The sequence below is a fragment of the Mitsuaria sp. 7 genome, assembly GCF_001653795.1.
In the GTDB taxonomy this organism is placed as follows: domain Bacteria; phylum Pseudomonadota; class Gammaproteobacteria; order Burkholderiales; family Burkholderiaceae_C; genus Roseateles.
Map to the genome: position 1 here is coordinate 2597242 of NZ_CP011514.1, position 16387 is coordinate 2613628.

Below are 16387 nucleotides of genomic sequence, written 5' to 3' on the forward strand. Positions count from 1 at the left end.
CTCGATTCGAGGGTTCGATTCAAGGAGTCGATTCAAGGGGTCGATCCGAGCGGTCGATCCGAGCCGGCGACAATGGAGGGATTCCCGCGGGCAAGGATCGTCCCCTGCCCGCCTGGTTGTCGCTGGCCGTCGCCGCCCGCCGCAGCCGCCCCCCTTTTCGTTTCAGAGCAGTCCCATGGAAATCAAGGTCAACTTTCTCGACAAGCTTCGCCTGGAAGCCAAGTTCGATGATTTCACGGTCATCGCCGACCAGCCCATCCGCTACAAGGGCGACGGCTCGGCGCCGGGTCCGTTCGACTATTTCCTGGCCTCCTCGGCCCTGTGCGCGGCCTACTTCGTCAAGCTGTACTGCGTCACGCGCGACATCCCGACCGAGAACATCCGCCTCTCGCAGAACAACATCGTCGACCCGGAGAACCGCTACCAGCAGATCTTCAAGATCCAGGTCGAGCTGCCGGCGGACATCTCCGAGAAGGACCGCCTGGGCATCCTGCGCTCCATCGACCGCTGCACGGTCAAGAAGGTGGTGCAGGCCGGGCCGGAGTTCGTGATCGAGGAGGTCGAGAACCTCGACGCCGACGCGCAGGCGCTGCTGACGCTGAATCCGGATTCGACGGCGGCGACCTACATCCCGGGCAAGGACCTGCCGCTGGAGCAGACCATCGCCAACATGACGGCGATCCTGGCGAACCTGGGCATCAAGATCGAGATCGCCTCCTGGCGCAACCTGGTGCCCAACGTGTGGTCGCTGCACATCCGCGACGCGCACTCACCGATGTGCTTCACCAACGGCAAGGGCGCCACCAAGGAAAGCGCCCTGGCCTCGGCCCTGGGCGAGTACATCGAGCGCCTGAACAACAACCACTTCTACGCGGGCGTGTTCTGGGGCGAGGACATCGCCAACGCCGCCTTCGTGCATTACCCCGATGAGCGCTGGTTCAAGCCCGGCCCCGACGATGCGATTCCTGAAGGGCTGCTCGACGAGCGCTGCCTCGCCTGGTTCGACCCCGACGGCGAACTGCGCGCCTCGCACCTGATCGACACCAACTCCGGCAATGTGGAGCGCGGCATCTGCGCGCTGCCCTATGTGCGGCGCTCCGACGGCGAGGTGGTCTGGTTCCCGTCCAATCTCGTCGAGAACCTGTACGTCAGCAACGGCATGAGCGCCGGCAATACGCTGGCGGAAGCGCAGGTGCAATGCCTGTCAGAGATCTTCGAGCGTGCCGTCAAGCGCGAGATCCTGGAAGGCGAGATCGCCCTCCCCGACGTGCCGCAGGACGTGCTGGACAAATACCCCGGCATCGTGGCCGGCATCCGCAGCCTGGAGGAACAAGGCTTCCCGGTGCTGGTGAAGGACGCGTCGCTGGGCGGCGTCTATCCGGTGATGTGCGTGACGCTGATGAACCCGCGCACGGGCGGCGTGTTCGCCTCCTTCGGCGCGCATCCCAGCCTGCAGGTCGCGCTGGAACGCAGCCTGACGGAACTGCTGCAGGGCCGCAGCTTCGAAGGCCTGAACGACCTGCCCCGGCCCACCTTCGCGAGCAACGCCGTCACCGAGCCCAACAACTTCGTCGAGCATTTCATCGATTCCAGCGGCATCGTGTCGTGGCGCTTCTTCAGCGCCAAGGCCGATCACGAGTTCGTCGAGTGGGACTTCTCCGGCGAAGGCGCCGACTCGAACGCCGAGGAAGCCGCGACGCTGTTCGGCATCCTCGACGACATGGGCAAGGAGTCCTACATGGCCGTGTACGACCAGCTGGGCGCGACGGCCTGCCGCATCCTGGTGCCGGACTACTCGGAGATCTATCCGGTCGAGGACCTGATCTGGGACAACACCAACAAGGCCCTGTCGTTCCGCGAGGACGTGCTCAACCTGCACCGGCTGGACGACGAGCAACTGGAAGCGCTGCTGGAACGCCTCGAGGACAGCGAGCTCGACGACTACACCGACATCGCCACGATGATCGGCATCGAGTTCGACGAGAACACGGTGTGGGGTCAGTTGACCATCCAGGAACTGAAGCTGCTGATTCATCTGGCCTTGCAGCAGCTCGAAGAGGCGCAGGAACTGGTCGGCGCCTTCCTGCAATACAACGAGAACACGGTCGAGCGCGGCCTGTTCTATCAGGCCGTGAACGTGGTGCTGGAAGTGCTGCTGGACGACGAGCTGGCGCTCGACGACTACGTCGTCAACTTCCGCCGGATGTTCGGCGACGAACGCATGGATGCGGTCCTCGGGTCCGTGGACGGCAGCGTGCGCTTCTACGGCCTGACGCCGACCAGCATGAAGCTGGAAGGCCTCGACCGGCATCACCGCCTGATCGACAGCTACCGCAAGCTGCACGCGGCGCGGGCAGCCGCGGCGGCTCGCTGAGGCTCGGAGCGCTTCGGGCGCTCCGTCGTCGAGCGCTACTTCGCCGCCGCCGGGAAGGCCGGCAGCTTGCCGATGTCGCGCGGGTCGTGCTGGATGATGACCGTAGCCTTGAGGTTCTTCTCGATCTGCTTCACGCGCTGGATCGAGGCGAGCGTCTGGGCGCGGTCGTCGTTGAAGCCCGGCACGCCGTCGTGCTCGTAGTTCTCGTGGAAGTGGACGGAGTCGCCGCTGAGGATCACCGGTCCCATGTCCTTCAGGCGGACCAGCAGGATGCTGTGGCCCGGCGTATGGCCCGGGGCGCGCAGGACCATCACGGTGCCGTCGCCGAAGACATCCTTGTCCGCAGTCAGCGCGTCGACCTTGCGCTTCTCGGCGATCCACTCGGCGAAGCCCTTCGCGTTCGCGCCGGCCACCGGTGGTGTCGCGTTGATCGCCTCCCAGTCGGCCTTGCCGATCAGCAGCGTCGCGTTCTTGAACAGGCTCACCTGGCCGGTGTGATCGGCGTGGTAGTGGCTGATGCCGACGAACTTCACGTCGGCGGGATCGACCTTGATCTGCTTGAGCAGATCGCCCAGCGGCTTGTTGGTCGCGTTGGGCGCGGAGCCCGGCAGGTAGCCGGTGTCCCAGACCATCACGTCCGAGCCGTGCCGGATCACGTAGCAGCTGAAGGTGAAGGGCTTGGTCGTCTCGGTGTAGGCGAAGGTGTCGCTGAAGCGCCGGGGGTCGTTGGTGCCGTTGCCGCAATCGAGCCGCGTCAACGTGACCTCCTGGGCCGCCGCCGACAGGGACGTCAGGGACAAGAGCGCGCCCGCCGCGAGCGCCATCCAGAAGCGTGTCTTCATGTCGTTGTCTCCTTGATCGCGGGGATGATAGCCACGAAGCGGCCCGGTGGGAGCCGGGTCAGCCCCGGACGAGACGACGGCGTCAGCTGCGCGCGTCTGGCAACGGACAGGCGCCGGCGTTCTTGAGCGACGTCGCCACCGACCATCCCGTCGATCCGTCCGGTGCCTTGACCTGCACCGCGCCGGCGTCGCAGGTCCGGCGTCCGATCACGATCAGGTCCGACTCACGGACGATCATCCGGGGCACGGCACCTGGATGGCCTGTGGCCACAGAGGTGGCGTCCTGCTCAGTGCTGAACACGGAGATCGCCTCGGTCGTGGGCACCCAGTCGTCCTCAGGCTGCAGGCTCTGGCAAGCAGTCAGGCAGAGAAGGAGCGCAATGCCTGTCGCGCTTCGGACGACGATGGATCGGTGACGGGGCTGCATGTCACCAGAATAGCGGCTGCCGTGCCTTCGGTCGCCATCGCCATGTCACACCGCACCTCCAGCCCCGGCCCCGGCGCCCGCCGATGCGCGCTCAAGCGCCAACCATGCGCCGACGCGATCTCCGTGCAGATCGCCAGCCCCAGTCCTGCCCCCTGCTCCCGCCGGTCCGCGCCGCGCCAGAAGCGCTCGAAGATGCGCGGCAGGTCCTTCTCCGCCACGCCCTTGCCCTGGTCCGCGACCGTGAAGCCCTCCGGCCCCGCCATCAGCGTGACCACGCTCTCCGGCGGGCTGTGCTGGATCGCGTTCTCCAGCAGGTTCTTCAGCAGCGTGAACAGCGCCCCGCGGTCCGCCCGCCAGGAGCGCAGCGACGGGCTCACGTGCAGGCCCAGGGTCACGTCGTGCCTCGCGGCCACGCGTTCCATGAACTCGAAGACCTCGCGCAGCGCCGGCGTCGGATCGATGGCCTCGACACGGTAGTTGCGCTGCTCGCTGGCCTCCGCCAGCAGCAGCAACTGCTGCACCTGCCGCGCGACGCGGTCGACATCGTCCAGCACCTGGTCGCGCCACGGGCCTTCGTCCGCCAGCTCCACCTGCGCGCGGATCAGCGCCAGCGGCGTCTTCAGCTCGTGCGCGGCATTCGACAGGAACTCCTGCTGCGTCTTGAATCCCCCCTGCAACCGGTCCAGCGCCGCGTTGAAGGCCTCGACCAGCGGGCGCAACTCGCGCGGCTGGTCCGTGGTCGGCAGGCGCTCGGCCAGCGTCCGCGGCGCGATGCGCCGCGCGGCGCTCGAGGCCGCGCGCACCGGCAGCAGGGCCTGCCGCAGCGCCACGTGGATGGTGATCAGGAAGATCAGCACGAAGGTCGCCCCGAGCGCGATCAGGCCCTGGCGGAAGACGTCGAAGCCGATCGACTCCCGCATCTGCAGCACCATGCGGTCGGTGACGGCGAACTGCACGTACCAGCGGCGTCCGGCGTGATCGAAAGGCACGGTCGCGCCGTGCATCGCGATGCCCTGGCGATTGAAGACGAAGGACTGCCGTCGCGGCTCGAACTCCCTGCCCTCCGGCGCGATCGTGGTCTTGATGCCGTCCGACGCATAGGCCACGTAGCCCTCCCTGTCCGCCACGCGCAGCATGACCTCGTGGCGCAGGCTGTCGAACAGCCAGGGCTCGATCGCCTTTTCATCGATGCCGACGGGCCACCCTTGCGCGTCGTAGCGCAGGTGCCGCGCGATCGCCTCGCCGTTGTCCTCGATCTGGTCGCGCAACACCCAGCGCGAGAACGGCTCCCACAGCACCATGGACGCCACGCTCACCACCACGCCGCTGAGCAGCATGCTGGCACCGAGCACCGCCAGCACGCGGTTGCGCAGGCTATTCGGCCACCGGATCCTGGAGCGCATAACCGTGGTTCCTGAGGTTGACGATGCGCAGCCCGGAGCCGAGCGAGTTCAGCTTCTTGCGCAGGCGATGCAGCGCGACATCGAGCGCGTTCGGGGTCACGGCCTCGGACAAGCCCCAGGCCGCGGCCTCCAGCGCCGCCCGTCGCACCGTGCGTCCCTGCTGCTGCACCAGCGCGATGGCGATCTGCAGCTCCGCCGGCGCCAGCGCCACCGACACCTCGCCGCGCACCAGCAGCGCTTCCTCGATCACGACCTCGATGTCGCCGAAGACGGCACGCGCCGGCCGCACCGCCACGGACCGGCGCATCAGCGCCCGCACGCGCGCCACCAGTTCCTCCATCGGGAAAGGCTTGGCGAGGTAGTCGTCCGCCCCGGATTCCAGCCCGTCGATGCGGTCGTGCAGCGCGTCGCGCGCGGTGAGCATCAGGCACGGCGTGCCCTGATGCGCGGCGCGCAGGCGCTTGACCAGCGACAGGCCGTCGCCGTCGGGCAACCCCCGGTCGATGACCAGCGCCGCGTAGCCGACGTCGCGATGCGCCACCCAGGCGGCCTCCATCGCGTGGAAGACGTCCGTGGGAATGCCGGCGGCTTGCAGGGCCTGACGGATCAGGCCAGCCAGCCGGACGTGATCCTCGACCAGGGCAATTCGGTTCATGGGCAGTGGAAAGGCGGATGCGCCGATGTTAAGGGCGCATCCTCCACTCCCCCGACTTACCCGCGGCTTACCGGGCCGCGACGGGCAGTGCCCGCCCGGCGCTTCACGCCGCTTCACGCCGCTTCGTTCACCGGCTCGTGCACCGGCTCGTGGTACTGCACCACCGGCACGCCGTCGCGGATCGCCTGCTCGTAGACGCCGAGCATGCCCAGGGCCTCGCGCAGGTCGTCGCGGATGGCCGCGGTCGCGACCACGGCCTCGTCGTCGTTGCACAGCGCGCCCTCCTCGTCGTCGTCGCGCTTGAGGCGGCAGACCAGCTCGGCGATCACCGCGGCGTGCTCGATGCGCTCGCGCAGCGTCTTCATCGCCAGGCCGACCGTGATGTCGCGACGCGGCACGCAGTACTCGACGTTGCCCGGCGCGAAGCGGCTCAGCGTCGGGTACATGCGCGACTGGTAGAGGAAGGCTTCGAACGCCTCGTTGTTCAGGCGCAGCAGCGGGCGGAGTTCCAGCAGACGGCGCTGCATGAACAGCGTCTTCGCGGGACGCGGGGCCGGCGCCGCAGCAGCGGTCATCGGCGGCGGCGGCGCGGGCGGCACACCGCCGCCGCCGTCCGCGTCGAGGGCCATCGCGGCGAACGCGGCACCGGGGTTATCGTCGAGCTCGTCGTCAAGGCTGGCGTGGAAGGCCGCCGGACCGTGGAAGCGGGCGGAGGCGGAAGCAGCGGAAGCAGCGGAAGAGGCGCCGGACGCGCCGGCTTGAGAGAAGGACATCGGGGACATGGACAGCTCCAGTCTGATCGGATCAATTCATAAACATCACCTTCGTCGGGATGACATGGACCGCGCCTGACGACGCGGGAGATGCATCTTCCCCGCGACACCCGCAAGACTTGGCACGAAAAGATCAATGAAATCGATTCGATGAAATCGATGGCATCGGCGCCACACAGGTTCTCGTTGGGAGACCGACTCGTCTCGGTAGGCGGATCGCCAGAGGCCACTCGCATGAGTCGGTCGGCCGTCGTCGCCAGCCGTCGGTTGTCATCACGAGCCGTCACGAGCCGTCGTCAGCAGTCGCCGTCCGCGGTCGGACGCGGTCAGGCGCAGCCCGCATCCCCACATTGAAGGTGAAGTCCGGACCGGCGTGCACCACACTTCAGCATTCGACGCGGCGCGCCGAGGAGAACCGACATGACGATGCTGAAAATCTTCGCGACGCCCGCCGACGTCGCCGCGGTCGCGCCCGAGGCGCGCGTGATCGAGCGCTATCCCGCGTTCGTGCTCGTCGACGCCGGGGACGACGACGCGGCGCGGCTCGTGCGCCAGTTCCCCGTCGAGGACATGTCCGAGCACTACCAGCTCGAGCTCGGCGGCGGCACGACCGATCCGGCGGCGCGCACCGCCAAGTCGCGCTCGCTCGCGAGCAAGGCCGCCGCGCTGCTGCCGGGCGCCCATCACTACGTCGTCCAGTTCATCGGGCCGGTCAAGCGGCCGTGGCTGGCGAAGCTGAGCGCGGCCGGCGCCACCCTGCGCCAGCCGATGAGCGGCTTCGCCTATGTGGTCAAGGCCGACGAGGCCGCGATCCGCGCCATCGAGGCCCTGCCGATGGTGCGCTGGGCCGGACATCTGCCCCATGCCGACCGCGTGGCGCCCGCGCTCGCCGCGCCGGGCGGCGCGCAGGAACTGCCGCGTCGCCGCGTGGTGCCGGACCTTCTGGTCGTCGAGGTCTTCGACGCCGCCGACCTCGGTGCGATCGAACGCGCCGCGCGCCAGCTGGGTTTCTCCGTCGTGTCCTCGAACCCGCGCGCCCGCGTGCTCAAGGTCCGCTTCGAGGCCGACGGCACGGCCAAGCAGCAGCGCGACCAGGTGCGCGCGCTGTCCGCGGTGCACGGCGTGCGCTACATCCGCGAGCGCGTGGTGCCGCGGACCTCCAACAACGTGGCCACGACGCTGATGGGCAATGCCCACGCGGCCCTCCAGGCCAGCGGGTTCAAGCTGACCGGCAAGGGCGAGACCGTCGCCGTCTGCGACACCGGCCTGGACACCGGCGATCCCGCGACCATCCATCCCGACTTCGCCGGCCGCATCGCCGCGATCAAGAGTTATCCGGTCACGCCGGACTGGCAGGTCTACGTCACCAACGCCGGTGCCGACGACGGGCCGGCGGATCTCGACTCCGGCCATGGGACGCACGTCGCGGGCTCGGTGCTCGGCAACGGCAGCGCATCGGCCACGCTCGCCAAGCCGATCAGCGGCCACGCACCGCAGGCGAAGCTGGTCTTCCAGGCGATCGAGCAGCAGATGCGCTGGAAGGCGAGCGCGCCCGCCCGGCTCAAGGGCGAGCGCTTCGTGCTGGCCGGACTGCCGTCGGACCTCTCCGGCCTGTTCCAGTTCGCCTACGACCAGGGCGCGCGCATCCATTCCAACTCGTGGGGCGGCGGCGACCCCGGCGACTACGACGAGCAATGCAGCCAGTTCGACGCCTTCGTCTGGAAGCGCAAGGACATGTGCTTCGTGATCGCGGCCGGAAACGACGGCACCGATTCGGACGGCGACGGCCAGATCAACGCGGGCAGCGTGACCTCGCCCGGCACGGCGAAGAACTGCATCACCGTCGGCGCGAGCGAGAACCTGCGGCCCGAGTTCGACGCCGACCGCTACGGCGCGTGGTGGCCGGACGACTTCCCGGTCGCGCCCTACAAGGCCGATCCGATGGCCAACAGCGCCGACCAGGTAGCGGCGTTCTCCAGCCGCGGCCCGACACTGGACGGGCGCATCAAGCCCGACGTCGTGGCGCCGGGGACCTTCATCCTGTCGACGCGTTCGACGCAGCTGGCGGCCAACAACTTCGCGTGGGCCGCGTTCCCGAAGAGCAAGCTCTACTTCCACATGGGCGGGACCAGCATGGCCACGCCGCTGACCTCGGGCGCGCTGGCGCTGCTGCGCGAGTTCCTGCGCACCCGGCGCAAGATCGCCGCCCCGACGGCCGCGCTGCTGAAGGCGCTGCTGATCGCCGGCGCACGCCGGCTGCCGAAGACGGCGCCCGCCGGCACGCTGCTGGACAACCACCAGGGCCACGGCGCGGTGAACCTCGACCGGTCGACGAAGTCCGTCCTGCTCACCCTCGACGGCAAGGGCCTGAGCAGCGGCCAGCTCGTGAACCAGGCGCTGAAGGTGACCCGCGCCAGCCGCACGCTGCGGGTGGTGATGGCCTACTCGGACTTCCCCGGCAAGGGGCTGATCAACAACCTGAACCTGGTGGTCACCGCACCGGACGGCGCGCGCCACGTCGGCAACCTCGCGAGCACCGCGGGCGGCGCGATGGCGATGGACACGCGCAACAACGTCGAGGTCGTGCAGGTGGCCAAGGCCGCCAAGGGCGCGTGGACGATAACGGTGATCGCCTCCAACGTCGTGCAGGGGCCGCAGGACTACGCGATCGCGGCCGTGCTGGTCTGAGACCGCAGGTCAGGGAGTCTCCTGCGCACCTCGGAAGCACTGCGGGAAAGCCTCACGGGAACCTGACCACGGCCTCGAACCCCGGCTGCACGTTGCGCAGCGCCAGCCGGCTGCCATGCGCCTCGGCGACGAGCCGGCACAGCGACAGGCCCAGGCCCACGCCGCCCTCGCTGCGCGCGCGGGCCTCGTCGGGTCTGAAGAACGGCTGGCCGAGCTGCGGCAGCGCTTCGGGCGGCACGCCCGGTCCGTGATCGCGCACGGTGAGCTTCACGCCCTCGCCGTCGCGCTCGACGGACACCATCACCGGTCCGGCGTCCGGATCGTTGTGCCGCAACGCGTTGTGGACGAGGTTCCTCAGCAGCAGCTGCACCCGCATGCGATCGAGCTTCAGCACCGGCAGGTCCCGGTCGACGCGCAGCGCGACACCCCGCTGGTCCTGCTCCCGCGCCAGCGCGCCGAGGTCGCAGTCGCTCACCTGCAGCGCGCGGTGCCCGCTGCCCAGGCGCTCGCTCTCCAGCAGCGCGGAGATCAGCTCGCGCATCTGGCCGAGCTCGTCCAGCAGCGACGCTTTCGACGCGCTCTCATCGACCAGCTCCGCATGCAGCCGCGCCCGCGTCAGCGGGCTTCTCAGCTCGTGGCTGATCGCCAGCAGCAGCGCGCGCTTGCCGTCGAGCATCGCCTGGATGTCCTCGGCCATCTGGTTGAAGCGGTGCGCCAGGTCGCCGATCTCGTCGCGGTGATAAATGGGGACGCGATGCTCGAGATCGCCCCGCCCGAAGGCCTCCGCGCCGGCCGCAAGTTCCCGCAGCGGTCCTACCAGATGACGGATCCCGCCATAGGCAAGACCTGTCACCAACAGCAGCAGAGGCACCGCCCACAGCAGGCCGTATTCGAACTGCATCGCCGCCCACAGGATCCCGATCCCGGCGCAGGCCAGCACCACGAAGATCGCGATCAGCCGCGCGCCCAGCGAATGCTTGAACTGCGCGTGATGCCGGTGCCAGCGCTGGTGCCAGCGGTTGCGCGCCCGCATGTGCCAGCGCCAGCCGCGCTCGCGCGGGAAGGGGATGCCCTTGGCTTCCATCTCCGCCCAGCGGCGCATCTTCTCCAGCTTGTGAACGCGCCGCATCTGCCGCGCGCGGCGCCGCCATTCCTCGCGGTGCGCGTGGCGCTGGCGCGGGTCGTTCCAGTGGTCGTAGGGGTGGCGCGGATCGTTCATGCGTCCCCCTCGCCCGCCGCGCCCGCCGCCGGCAGCGCGAAGCAGTAGCCCGCGTTGCGCAGCGTCTTGAGCGCTTCCAGGGGTTCGAGCTTGCGGCGCATCCGGCTGACGAGGATGTCCACGGCCCGCGTGAAGATGTCCGCCTCCTGTCCGCGCAGCTGGTTCAGGATCTCGTCGCGCGAGAACACCCGGCCCGGCTCGCGCGCCAGCATCACCAGCAGCTCGTATTCGGTGCTGGTGAGCTCGACCGGGCCCGTCGCCACCGTCACGACACGGCGTGCCGTGTCGATGTCCAGGCCCGCGAAGCGCAGCGTCGTCGCCGGCACGGCCGCGGCCGGCGCCAGGCGCGTGCGGCGCAGGATGGTCTGCAGCCGCGCCGCCAGTTCGCGCGGCTCGAAGGGCTTGGACAGGTAGTCGTCCGCGCCCAGCTCCAGGCCGACCACCCGATCGGTCAGATCGCCGCGCGCGGTCAGCATCAGGATGGGGATCTCGCGCCACGGCTCCGTGCCGCCGCGCACGCGCTTGCAGAACGCGAAGCCGTCCATCTCCGGCAGCATGCCGTCCAGGATCAGCGCGTCGAAACGCTCCTCGGCCAGGCGCGCGAGCGCGGCGCTGGGCCGCGTCACCGCGCTCAGCGCGAAGTCGAAGCGCGCCAGGTAGCTCGCCAGCGGCGCGGCCAGCGCCTCGTCGTCGTCAATCAGCAGCAATCGATGCATCGTGGCGTCCATTGTGGCCGTGCCGGACCAGCGTGATCGCCCGTTCGGGACAGGCCTTGACGCAATGGCCGCAGGCGCGGCACACGTCGGCGTTCGGCGTGAAGGCCTGCTGCCAGCCGTGCGCGTAGCCGCGCAGCTTGCCGAACAGGTTCAGCTCCTTGCGCCTGTCCACCGGCAGCGTGCCGACCGAGAAGACACCGTACGGGCAGACCTCGACGCAATCGCCCTTGCCTTCGCAGCGGTTGCGGTCGATGACCGGCCGCAGCAGCCCCGGGGGCTGCCGGCAGTCGCGGCTGTCCATCAGAGGCTCCGGTCGTCGGTACCGTCGCGCCCATCATGGCGCTCCCGGCCTCCAGCCCGGCCTTCACCCCGGCCCTCCCCTCGACCCGCGCGGCGGCGCAGCCGGCGCAGCATGAAACGCAGCATCTGCTGCTGGTCGAAGTCCAGGGCGTCGAAGAAATCGCCGAAGGCGGCCACCAGCGCCGGGCCCGTTGCGCGCAGCGCCTCGATCTGGCCGTCGAAGAGTTCCTGCGCCTCCTCGCGGCGGAAGTTCTCGCTCTCCACGAGCCGGGCGACCTCCGGGCCGCGCGCCAGTGCCTTGACCGCGCGCCGCGCCGTGGCGAGCTGGCCGACCAGCCGCTCCAGCAGTTCGGACTGGCTGTCGCTCAGGTCCAGAAAGGCGCGGGCCCGGGCTTGCAGCCTCTCGCCGCGGCCGGCGTGGTGGGCATCGGATCCCAAGCCCCCGCCGAGGCCGTGCCACCCATCACCGCCGTGGTGACCAGGGCGACCGTGGTGGCCGTGGCGGCCGTGTCCGGATCCATGTTCGGATCCATGCCAGGGTCCATGCCCGCGTCCATGACCATGCCGCCCGCCATGCCCGTGTCCAAGGCCGCCCCACCCCCAGGGGAAGCCGCCGAAACCGCCGAAGCGGTACCAGGGGCCGGTGACAGGCAGCGGGCCGTAGTAGCCGTCGTCACACACAGGGCCGAAAGGACCGAGACGACCAGGGTGGTCGAAGTGAGCGTGCTGACGTTCATGGTGATGGCTCCAGCGTCGAAACAGATGCATGTTGCAATTCCTCGGTAAAGCCCGGGTGTCCGGGCGGTGAATCCATGTCGCCATGATTCCCATGCCCCCTCGCCAGGGCATCTCACCGTGGTATCGCTGTTTTTCGTTTTGTATCGCCGTTGCCCTGTCCGAGGGAATGCCTCCAAGGGGGGTACTGGGCGAAACGCGGCAGAAACGCGGCGGTGGCAGCGTCTCTCCTGACACGACGCGTCAGGGAGTCGGGATTCGACATCCCCTCCCCGGTGGGAGCGCTTCCCCCTCTGGGGTGTCCCCCGTCTCCGGGCGCCCGGACAGGGCGTCGCGGGGTCCCGCCGCCCTACAATCGCCGGCTCACCTTGTCCCTCGCCCAGATGACACCGCTCTACCCCGCTGAAAGGCGGCGCGCCCCATGACCGAACTCGCCAAGTCCTTCGAACCCGCATCCCTCGAAGCCCACTGGGGCCCGCTGTGGGAGTCCAAGGGCCTCTATGAGCCGACGCTCGACACGGCCAAGCCGTCGTTCAGCATCCAGCTGCCCCCGCCCAACGTGACGGGCACGCTGCACATGGGCCACGCGTTCAACCAGACCATCATGGACTCGTTGACGCGCTACCACCGCATGCGCGGACACAACACGCTGTGGGTCCCCGGCACGGACCACGCCGGCATCGCCACGCAGATCGTGGTCGAGCGCCAGCTGCAGGGCCAGGGCCAGAGCCGCCACGACCTGGGCCGCAAGAACTTCGTCGCCCGGGTCTGGGAGTGGAAGCAGCAGTCCGGCTCGACCATCACGCAGCAGATGCGCCGCATGGGCGACTCGGTGTCCTGGGGCCACGAGTACTTCACGATGGACGAGAAGCTGTCGCCCGTCGTGGTCGACACCTTCGTCAAGCTCTTCGACGAAGGCCTGATCTACCGCGGCAAGCGCCTGGTCAGCTGGGACCCGATCCTGAAGTCCGCCGTCTCCGACCTCGAGGTCGAGAGCGAGGAGGAAGACGGTTCGCTGTGGCACATCCGCTATCCGATGGCCGAGGGCGATGAGTCGCTGGTCGTCGCGACCACGCGCCCCGAGACCATGCTGGGCGACACCGCCGTCATGGTCCACCCCGAGGACGAGCGCTACAAGCATCTCATCGGCCGCCAGGTGAAGCTGCCCATCACGGGCCGCCTGGTGCCGGTGATCGCCGACGACTACGTCGACAAGGAATTCGGCACCGGCGTCGTCAAGGTCACGCCGGCGCACGACACCAACGACTACCAGGTCGGCCAGCGCCACCAGTTGCCGATGCTGACGATCTTCACGCTGGACGCGGCCGTCGTGGACACGATGGAAGAGATCCCGGCCGAGTACCGCGGCCTGGACCGCTTCGCCGCGCGCAAGCTGATCGTCAAGGCGCTGGAGGACCAGGGCCTGCTGGTCGAGGTCAAGAAGCACCGGCTGATGGTGCCGCGCTGCACCCGCACCGGCCAGATCGTCGAGCCGATGCTGACGGACCAGTGGTTCGTGGCCACGCGCAAGCCGGGCAAGGACGGCAAGTCCATCTCGCAGAAGGCGATCGACGTCGTCGCCAGCGGCGAGGTGAAGTTCGTGCCCGAGAACTGGGTCAACACCTACAACCAGTGGATGAACAACATCCAGGACTGGTGCATCTCGCGCCAGCTCTGGTGGGGCCATCAGATCCCCGCCTGGTACGGCACCGGCGGCGAGATCTTCGTCGCGCATGACGAGGCCGAAGCCCAGGCCAAGGCCGCCGCGGCCGGCTACACCGGCGCGCTCAAGCGCGACGAGGACGTGCTGGACACCTGGTACTCGTCGGCGCTGGTGCCCTTCTCGACGCTGGGCTGGCCCGCGAAGACGGTCGAGCAGGACCTCTTCCTGCCGTCGTCCGTGCTCGTCACCGGCTACGACATCATCTTCTTCTGGGTCGCCCGGATGATCATGATGACGACGCACTTCACCGGCCAGGTGCCCTTCAAGCACGTGTACATCCACGGCCTGGTGCTCGATGCGCAGGGCAAGAAGATGAGCAAGTCCGAGGGCAACGTGCTCGACCCGGTCGACCTGATCGACGGCATCGAGCTGGCCCCGCTGCTGGACAAGCGCACGCAGGGCCTGCGCAAGCCCGAGACCGCGCCCAAGGTGCGCAAGGCCACGGAGAAGGAATTCCCCGAAGGCATCCCCGGCTACGGCGCCGACGCGCTGCGCTTCACCTTCGCCGCGATGGCGACGCTGGGCCGCAGCGTCAACTTCGACAGCAAGCGCTGCGAGGGCTACCGGAACTTCTGCAACAAGCTGTGGAACGCCACGCGCTTCGTGCTGATGAACACGCAAGGCCAGGACTGCGGCCTGGTGGAGCACACGAAGGAGCAATGCGCGCCTGGCGGCAGCGCCCACGGCTACCTGCAGTTCTCGCAGGCCGACCGCTGGATCGTCAGCGAGCTGCAGAAGGTCGAGCAGGCCGTCGCCCAGGGCTTCGCGGACTACCGCTTGGACCAGGTGGCCAACGCGATCTATTCGTTCGTGTGGGACGAGTACTGCGACTGGTACCTGGAGCTGGCCAAGGTGCAGCTGCAGACCGCGCAGGCCGAAGGCAACGAGGCTGCGCAACGGGCGACGCGCCGCACGCTGATCCGCGTGCTGGAGACCATCCTGCGTCTGCTGCACCCGATCGCCCCGTTCATCACCGAGGAACTCTGGCAGACCGTCGCCCCGATCGCGGGCCGCAAGTCCACCGAGTACCTGGTGACGGCCGCCTACCCGGTCGCCCAGCCCGAGCGCATCGATCCGCAGGCCGTCGCCTGGGTCGAGCAGCTGAAGTCGGTCGTCGGCACCTGCCGCAGCCTGCGGGGCGAGATGGGCCTGAGCCCGTCGGACCGCGTGCCGCTGCTGGCCGGCGGCGACCTGTCCTTCCTGCGTGAAGCGGCGCCCGCGCTGAAGGTGCTGGCCAAGCTGCAGAGCGTCGAGCTGATCGAGGACGAGGCCGCCTTCAACGCGCAGAGCGCGATGTCGCCGGTGCTGGTGCACGGTGCGGCGCGCCTGGCGCTGAAGGTGGAGATCGACGTCGCCGCCGAGCACGCGCGCATCGCCAAGGAGATCGCCCGTCTGGAAGGCGAGGTCACCAAGGCCAAGGCCAAGCTGGACAACGAGGGTTTCGTGGCGCGCGCGCCGGCGGCCGTCGTGGAGCAGGAGCGTCAGCGCATCGCCGACTTCAGCGCCACCGTGGTTCGGCTAAAAGATCAGGCAGCGCGCCTGGGTGGGTCGGCCTGAACTCAGGCTGAACGGCGGGCGTGGCCAGGATCTCCGAGATCCGCCGCGCCACGCTCCACGCGGCGCGCATGCGTGACTCGCGCGTCGTCGCCGCGATGCGCGGCGTGACCTGCAATCCGGGCACGCCGTGCAGCGGCCGCCCCATCTCCATCAGGCCGGGCTCCATCAGATCCAGCCACGCGGCCAGCAGCCGGCCGCCCTGCAGCGCATCGGCCAAGGCCTGTTCATCGAACAGCGCCGAGTGCGAGGTCGACACCAGCACCTGCGACGGCTTGCAGAAGTTCAGCACCCGCTCGCCGATCAGGCCGCGATAGCGCGGAAAGTAGGCCAGCTGCACGCTGACCGCGTCGGCGGCCTGCATCAGTTCGCGCAATCCGTAAGGCTCGATGCCCCACTGACCCCAGAGCGGGTCGGCATGGTGCAGGCTCGGGTCATAACCGATCACGCGCGCACCAAAGGCCGGCAGCAGCGTCGCGAGTTGGCGCGCCGACGGCGTGAGGCCGACCAGGCCGACCGTCGCGCAGCCGAGTTCCCTGCCCACCCAGTTGCCGTCCGCGCCCTGCACCGGCACGCGGCGCAGTAGCGCCAGCAACGCGCCGATGACGAACTCGGCTTCCGCCGATGCCGCCGCGGTCGGCGCACGCACGACCTCGATGTTGGCGGCGCGGCAGGCTTCGAGATCGATGTTCTCCGCGCCGGCGCCGATGCGGCCCACGGCACGCAGCCGGGGAGCTCTGCGGACCATCTCCGCATCCAGCGCGATCGAGGCGGGCAAGAAAATTGCCTGGGCCTGCGCAACATGCTCTCTCAGGGCGTGCGGCGCCTCCGCCAGATCGGGTGCGACCTGGATGACATGGCGCTCCGCCAGCCATTCCATGACGTCAGCCTCCAGCGGTTCCAGGACAAGCACAGCCATGAGCGGTTTGGAGAGGTTTGTTTGATTTTCTTTCAGCTGCGCCGTGCAAGAATGCCGGC

General features: G+C 68.9%; 14 protein-coding genes. 3 read left to right on the forward strand and 11 right to left on the reverse strand.

All coding sequences use genetic code 11. From position 1 onward, the window contains the following. Positions 1-175 precede the first annotated feature (175 nt). The gene (locus ABE85_RS11495) at positions 176-2374 is read left to right on the forward strand and encodes an OsmC domain/YcaO domain-containing protein (protein WP_067274212.1); all 2199 of its coding nucleotides are present in this window, start codon (positions 176-178) and stop codon (positions 2372-2374) included. 35 nt (positions 2375-2409) lie between these two features. On the opposite strand, the gene ABE85_RS11500 is transcribed toward ABE85_RS11495, so the two are convergent. The 5 genes from ABE85_RS11500 to ABE85_RS11520 form a co-directional block, all read right to left on the reverse strand. Beyond that, the gene (locus ABE85_RS11500) at positions 2410-3216 is read right to left on the reverse strand and encodes an N-acyl homoserine lactonase family protein (RefSeq protein WP_067274215.1); all 807 of its coding nucleotides are present in this window, start codon (positions 3214-3216) and stop codon (positions 2410-2412) included. A gap of 82 nt (positions 3217-3298) precedes the next feature. Beyond that, entirely contained in the window at positions 3299-3541 is a 243-nt protein-coding gene (locus tag ABE85_RS11505) for a hypothetical protein (RefSeq protein ID WP_067274218.1), read from the reverse strand. A 35-nt stretch (positions 3542-3576) separates the two neighbouring features. Then, positions 3577-5046 carry a HAMP domain-containing sensor histidine kinase gene (locus ABE85_RS11510; protein WP_067274221.1) on the reverse strand — a complete coding sequence of 490 codons (1470 nt, stop codon included), beginning with the start codon at positions 5044-5046 and terminating at the stop codon, positions 3577-3579. Continuing rightward, positions 5018-5701, reverse strand: coding sequence for a response regulator transcription factor (locus ABE85_RS11515; protein WP_067274226.1), 684 nt, complete (start codon positions 5699-5701; stop codon positions 5018-5020). The genes ABE85_RS11510 and ABE85_RS11515 overlap by 29 nt, the downstream gene beginning before the upstream one ends. 113 nt (positions 5702-5814) lie before the next feature. Next, positions 5815-6483: a hypothetical protein gene (locus tag ABE85_RS11520; RefSeq protein ID WP_067274234.1), complete on the reverse strand. Its 669-nt coding sequence runs from the start codon at positions 6481-6483 to the stop codon at positions 5815-5817. Positions 6484-6894: 411 nt separating this feature from the next. On the opposite strand from ABE85_RS11520, the gene ABE85_RS11525 reads away from it, so the two are divergent. Further along, positions 6895-9162 carry a S8 family serine peptidase gene (locus tag ABE85_RS11525; protein ID WP_067274237.1) on the forward strand — a complete coding sequence of 756 codons (2268 nt, stop codon included), beginning with the start codon at positions 6895-6897 and terminating at the stop codon, positions 9160-9162. Between the two features lie 52 nt (positions 9163-9214). Here the strand turns inward: ABE85_RS11525 and ABE85_RS11530 are convergent, their stop codons facing one another. From ABE85_RS11530 to ABE85_RS27950, 5 genes are read right to left on the reverse strand one after another with little or no spacing between them, the layout of a single operon-like run. Continuing rightward, positions 9215-10381, reverse strand: a complete 1167-nt coding sequence (locus ABE85_RS11530) for a HAMP domain-containing sensor histidine kinase (protein WP_067274240.1) — start codon at positions 10379-10381, stop codon at positions 9215-9217. After that, positions 10378-11097 (reverse strand): response regulator transcription factor, encoded by a 720-nt coding sequence (locus ABE85_RS11535; protein WP_067274244.1) that lies wholly within the window; start codon positions 11095-11097, stop codon positions 10378-10380. Before ABE85_RS11535 ends, ABE85_RS11530 begins: the two co-directional genes overlap by 4 nt. Continuing rightward, complete coding sequence (locus ABE85_RS11540) at positions 11075-11398, reverse strand: 4Fe-4S binding protein (protein ID WP_067274247.1); 324 nt, start codon at positions 11396-11398, stop codon at positions 11075-11077. The genes ABE85_RS11535 and ABE85_RS11540 overlap by 23 nt, the downstream gene beginning before the upstream one ends. After that, complete coding sequence (locus ABE85_RS11545; protein ID WP_067274250.1) at positions 11398-11835, reverse strand: hypothetical protein; 438 nt, start codon at positions 11833-11835, stop codon at positions 11398-11400. Before ABE85_RS11545 ends, ABE85_RS11540 begins: the two co-directional genes overlap by 1 nt. Beyond that, positions 11763-11984, reverse strand: coding sequence for a hypothetical protein (locus ABE85_RS27950; protein WP_197507303.1), 222 nt, complete (start codon positions 11982-11984; stop codon positions 11763-11765). Before ABE85_RS27950 ends, ABE85_RS11545 begins: the two co-directional genes overlap by 73 nt. A gap of 569 nt (positions 11985-12553) precedes the next feature. On the opposite strand from ABE85_RS27950, the gene ABE85_RS11555 reads away from it, so the two are divergent. Then, positions 12554-15412: a valine--tRNA ligase gene (locus tag ABE85_RS11555; protein ID WP_067274257.1), complete on the forward strand. Its 2859-nt coding sequence runs from the start codon at positions 12554-12556 to the stop codon at positions 15410-15412. Here ABE85_RS11555 and ABE85_RS11560 read toward each other — a convergent pair. Further along, positions 15354-16328: a D-isomer specific 2-hydroxyacid dehydrogenase family protein gene (locus ABE85_RS11560; RefSeq protein WP_067274260.1), complete on the reverse strand. Its 975-nt coding sequence runs from the start codon at positions 16326-16328 to the stop codon at positions 15354-15356. The two genes, ABE85_RS11555 and ABE85_RS11560, sit on opposite strands and share 59 nt — an antisense overlap. Positions 16329-16387 lie beyond the last annotated feature (59 nt).